Below are 3,599 nucleotides of genomic sequence, written 5' to 3'. Positions count from 1 at the left end.
CCGGGCACAGATTTAAAATGTGCTTCGAGTATTCGTTAAATCCTATGAGGGCCACCCTTTGGTCGGGCTGATTGCAGACGTTTATGATATTTTGCAAGCCCTCCCAATCAACGAAAACCGAAGGAGTTTGTGTCGCAACGTAATCCAATTTCGCTCTCCCACTGTTTGATTGCGATTATCGGCTTAAGTTCTTGGTCGCAGAGTTCACCGCAGGTACGCTTCCTGACGAACATTGCCACTCGCTGGGCTGCAAGCGGATTTAGAGCCAATGGCACGAAACTTAAGCTGAGACAGGTCTGAGCGAGCGAGCTAGATCGGCATCATCTGCATCGATATGGAGTATAGCAATCCGTTCGCCGGGTCAGTCGGCAAGGGCTTGCTGTAAACGTGTGAGGCAGACCACCTGCCTCCCCGATGCTTGGCGTAGGCCTCTGCCTCTTTTGCTAGGTATTGGGCGACCTCGCTTGGGTCTCCGGATCGAACAGAAACTGACAGAGTGCAGTCGATGTGTTGGACGACCTTCTCGATATGAAGAAGCTCGGAGGCCACAACATGCTCCGCCGTGGCATCGCTCTTGGCACGCTCGCCGTCACCGAACCGTTCGAAAATCATTGGCCTACCTCAATGCCGCGAGTCAAATCGGAGGACGCCAGACCATTACGGCCGTTTTGATGTTGGGCGCCCCCTTTAGGCTCCGGTACTATCGCTTGTTACCGGTCCGCTCGAAATACTTCACCATGCTTTGGTTGAAGCCAAAATGCCTCGTGACCTCAGGCTTTACGTAAATAATATTATACTGGTGCTCGAACTCGAAATCTCTGGCGACCGGCACGAACCCGAGGGAAGATAAGAACTCATCTACGTCGGAGGCTAGCCACTGCGCTGACCAGTGAGGCTTTTCCTCAACCTCCACGATAAGGCTTCGAGTCCTCGACAAGGTTCGGGTAGCTCCAGACAGAGCTTGCTTTAAAGCGCCTTCCACATCGATCCAGGCGGAAAAGTCGTCCATCCCGAACTGGGCGTCGTTCAAAAAACCATCTAGGGTTACTGCATCGACAGAGACCGTTTCATACTCAACGTCACGATAGCTTTCATGCGCGTCGCTTACGTTGCGTTTGAGCAGGCTGTCGTCGCCTTTAACGGGAGATGCGTCTTGTCCACTGCGCTTTCGCTGAACTTGGAAGCTAATCGTTCCATGGTCGGCACTGGAGACGGCGAGATGGTGATACTCGACGTTGATGCCGGCAAAATCATGCTCGGAAGTGAAGTGCTTGTAATTGTATGGGTTTGCCTCAAACGCAATTACGCGCGAGGACGGGTGCAGGTGCCGGATCGTTCGGGAAAAGTGGGCATCGAAGGCGCCAAACTCCAAAAATGTTTTCGGTCTGACGAACCCTTGAATGTCGTAAAATAGATCAGTAAGCGCCCTGTGCGAGTAAAGGCGGCCTTCGGACGTTGTCAGATCAAAAAGTGCAGCGGTCGACAGTAGCGATGATCTATTGCTGTTCATAGCGCAGGTTCCTAGAGTGTTGCTATTATTTCGGTAGATCGATTTCGAGCCCGTCGAACTCGCTGCCGTCTAGCCAGACCCAGATCGGTCCATGTGAAGAGAATGCGGCGACCGAGAATGTGTTGGCGCTCTCGACGCTGAGGCGCGCGCCTTCAGGCAGCGTCACCTCCCGTCCCTCCGCGTCACGGGCGCGAACCGGTCGCGTTGCCGTCAAGCGGGTGAAGGGTGGCACCAACCCGATGGTTGCCCGCCGCCTTGCCTGAGGAAATTCGTGCACCGCCACGGCTGCTGGCTCCCTGGTTCGGAGCTGTACCCTTACCGGCGCTGCCGTGAAACGCCAACCTGAGAGACCCGAAAATGCGCCTTCCCCTCCTCTTCGCTACTCTGCTGTTAACCGGTTCGGCGCTTGCACAGGACGCGCAGCCACCCGCGCAGCAGGCGTTGGCGCATATGGTCGGCGAGGCGCAGCAGCGTGAAGCGAATGGCCTGTTGCAGATCTATGCGCTGCGTGCCGAGATTGCCGCCGAGAAGAGGCGCGCCGAACAGGCCGAGTCCCGGCTGAAGGCGTACCAAGAGTCGGCTGGGACGAACTAGTCCCGCCCCACCCATCCAGGGCCGCCCGCGGGCGGCCTTCTGCCGATCGGACCGACCATGCTCCTGCAACGCCTCGCGGTGCGGGCCGCTCTTGCTTGCCTCGTGCTCGTGAGCGCGCCCGCCCGCGCCGATTGGACCGGAACCGCGTCCTTCTACGGGCACGAGTCTGGCCGCCTCCGGGCCGACGGCAAGCCGTTCGTGCCCGAGGCGCACGGGGCGGCGCACTGGACGCTTCCGCTCGGGACGAAGGTTCGGGTCACCGATCTCACCTCCGGCCGCCACATCGACGTGCGGGTCAACGACCGCGGCCCCCACACCGGCTCGGCCGGCTGATCGACCTCTCGCTCGGCGCGGCCCGCGCCCTCGGCATCACGCATTGCGGGCTCGCCGGGGTGAGCGTGTCCCGCCTCTAAACCCTCGCCGGCCTAATCGGTCAAAACCCGGTCAAATCTAGTCCACCCGCTAAGCCTCTGATCCGGCTTTGATCTGTCCGCATTCGGCGGCACCCGGTCAAAGCGCGGTCAAGAACTAGTCCACCCCCACAATCCGGAGACCACGATGGCCGTGAGCCTGAACCGCGCCGCCTTCTACGCGGCCGTGCGCGCATCCTTGTTCGGCGGGCGCCTGACAGCCTCGCAGGTCGCCGGCATGGACGCGATCCTCGACGCCGCGCCCTCGCTGCTCGGCACCACCTCGCTCGCCTACGCGCTGGCGACCACCTTCCATGAGACGGCGCGCACCATGCAGCCGATCGAGGAGTACGGTCGCGGCAAGGGGAAATCTTACCGGCCGACCGGCTTCTGGGGGCGCGGCTTCGTACAGCTCACCTGGGAGACGAACTATGCCAAGGCGACCGCGCGCCTGCGGCAGCTCGGCCTCCTGCGTGCGGACGAGGATCTGGTGAAGACGCCGAATCTCGCCATGCGCCTCGACCTGGCGGCGCCGATCCTCTTCTACGGCATGGTCGAGGGCTGGTTCACCGGCAAGAAGCTTGCCGACTACTTCGGCGGCGGTCGGTACGAGCCCGTCGGCGCCCGCCGCATCATCAACGGCACCGACAAGGACGACCTGATCGCGGGCCAGTGCGGCTCATTCGTCGATGCGCTGCGCCCCGCCGGGTACTCGGTGATCCCGATTGCACCAAACCCGCCCGGTGTGACAACGGCCGCGGCCGCCGCTGCACCTGCTGACAATCCGAAGCCCGCCCCCACCGGCGGCCTTTCTTCTGCGCCGAGCCCGGCGCCGTCCGCATCCTGGTTCGCGCGCCTGCGCGAGACCGTCCGCACCAACATGACCAAGGGGGCCTGACCGTGGGCGCGTTCCTCACCCTGTTCCCGGTCCTGATGCAGGTCCTCGGGCCCGTCCTCTAGAAAGTCATCCCGGACGAGGGGAAGCGCGCGGAGGCGCAGGCCGAACTGCAGCGGGCGATGCTCGATCAGAAGGCCTTCATCACGTCGGCCATGGCCTTGTTCAGGTCGGCCTTCTGATCGAGCAT

5 protein-coding genes are annotated in these 3,599 nt (G+C 61.4%); 3 read left to right on the top strand and 2 right to left on the bottom strand.

Going from position 1 to position 3,599, the window contains the following annotated elements:
- Window positions 1-700: 700 nt before the first annotated feature.
- Both MFF42_RS24910 and MFF42_RS24905 read right to left on the bottom strand, forming a co-directional pair.
- Window positions 701-1,510: an FkbM family methyltransferase gene (locus tag MFF42_RS24910; RefSeq protein ID WP_238258629.1), complete on the bottom strand. Its 810-nt coding sequence runs from the start codon at window positions 1,508-1,510 to the stop codon at window positions 701-703.
- A 25-nt stretch (window positions 1,511-1,535) separates the two neighbouring features.
- A complete protein-coding gene (locus tag MFF42_RS24905) occupies window positions 1,536-1,793 on the bottom strand; it encodes a hypothetical protein (RefSeq protein ID WP_238258627.1) in 258 nt (85 codons plus the stop codon).
- Window positions 1,794-1,867: 74 nt separating this feature from the next.
- Here MFF42_RS24905 and MFF42_RS24900 point away from each other — a divergent pair, with 74 nt between their 5' ends.
- From MFF42_RS24900 to MFF42_RS24890, 3 genes are all read left to right on the top strand, one after another.
- Entirely contained in the window at window positions 1,868-2,104 is a 237-nt protein-coding gene (locus MFF42_RS24900) for a hypothetical protein (protein ID WP_238258626.1), read from the top strand.
- Between the two features lie 57 nt (window positions 2,105-2,161).
- Window positions 2,162-2,437 (top strand): septal ring lytic transglycosylase RlpA family protein, encoded by a 276-nt coding sequence (locus MFF42_RS24895; RefSeq protein WP_306423560.1) that lies wholly within the window; start codon window positions 2,162-2,164, stop codon window positions 2,435-2,437.
- 225 nt (window positions 2,438-2,662) lie between these two features.
- On the top strand, window positions 2,663-3,412 hold the full coding sequence (locus MFF42_RS24890; RefSeq protein ID WP_238258624.1) for a hypothetical protein: 750 nt from the start codon (window positions 2,663-2,665) through the stop codon (window positions 3,410-3,412).
- Window positions 3,413-3,599: the final 187 nt, after the last annotated feature.

Origin of the sequence: Methylorubrum podarium (assembly GCF_022179745.1) — a bacterium.
GTDB lineage: Bacteria > Pseudomonadota > Alphaproteobacteria > Rhizobiales > Beijerinckiaceae > Methylobacterium > Methylobacterium podarium.
This window is presented reverse-complemented; position numbering and strand designations above follow the sequence as displayed.

Coding starts and splice junctions, on each gene's coding strand:
- MFF42_RS24910 (WP_238258629.1), bottom strand. CDS start 1,510: ATGAACAGCAATAGATCATCGCTACTGTCGACCGCTGCACTTTTTGAT.
- MFF42_RS24900 (WP_238258626.1), top strand. CDS start 1,868: ATGCGCCTTCCCCTCCTCTTCGCTACTCTGCTGTTAACCGGTTCGGCG.
- MFF42_RS24895 (WP_306423560.1), top strand. CDS start 2,162: ATGCTCCTGCAACGCCTCGCGGTGCGGGCCGCTCTTGCTTGCCTCGTG.
- MFF42_RS24890 (WP_238258624.1), top strand. CDS start 2,663: ATGGCCGTGAGCCTGAACCGCGCCGCCTTCTACGCGGCCGTGCGCGCA.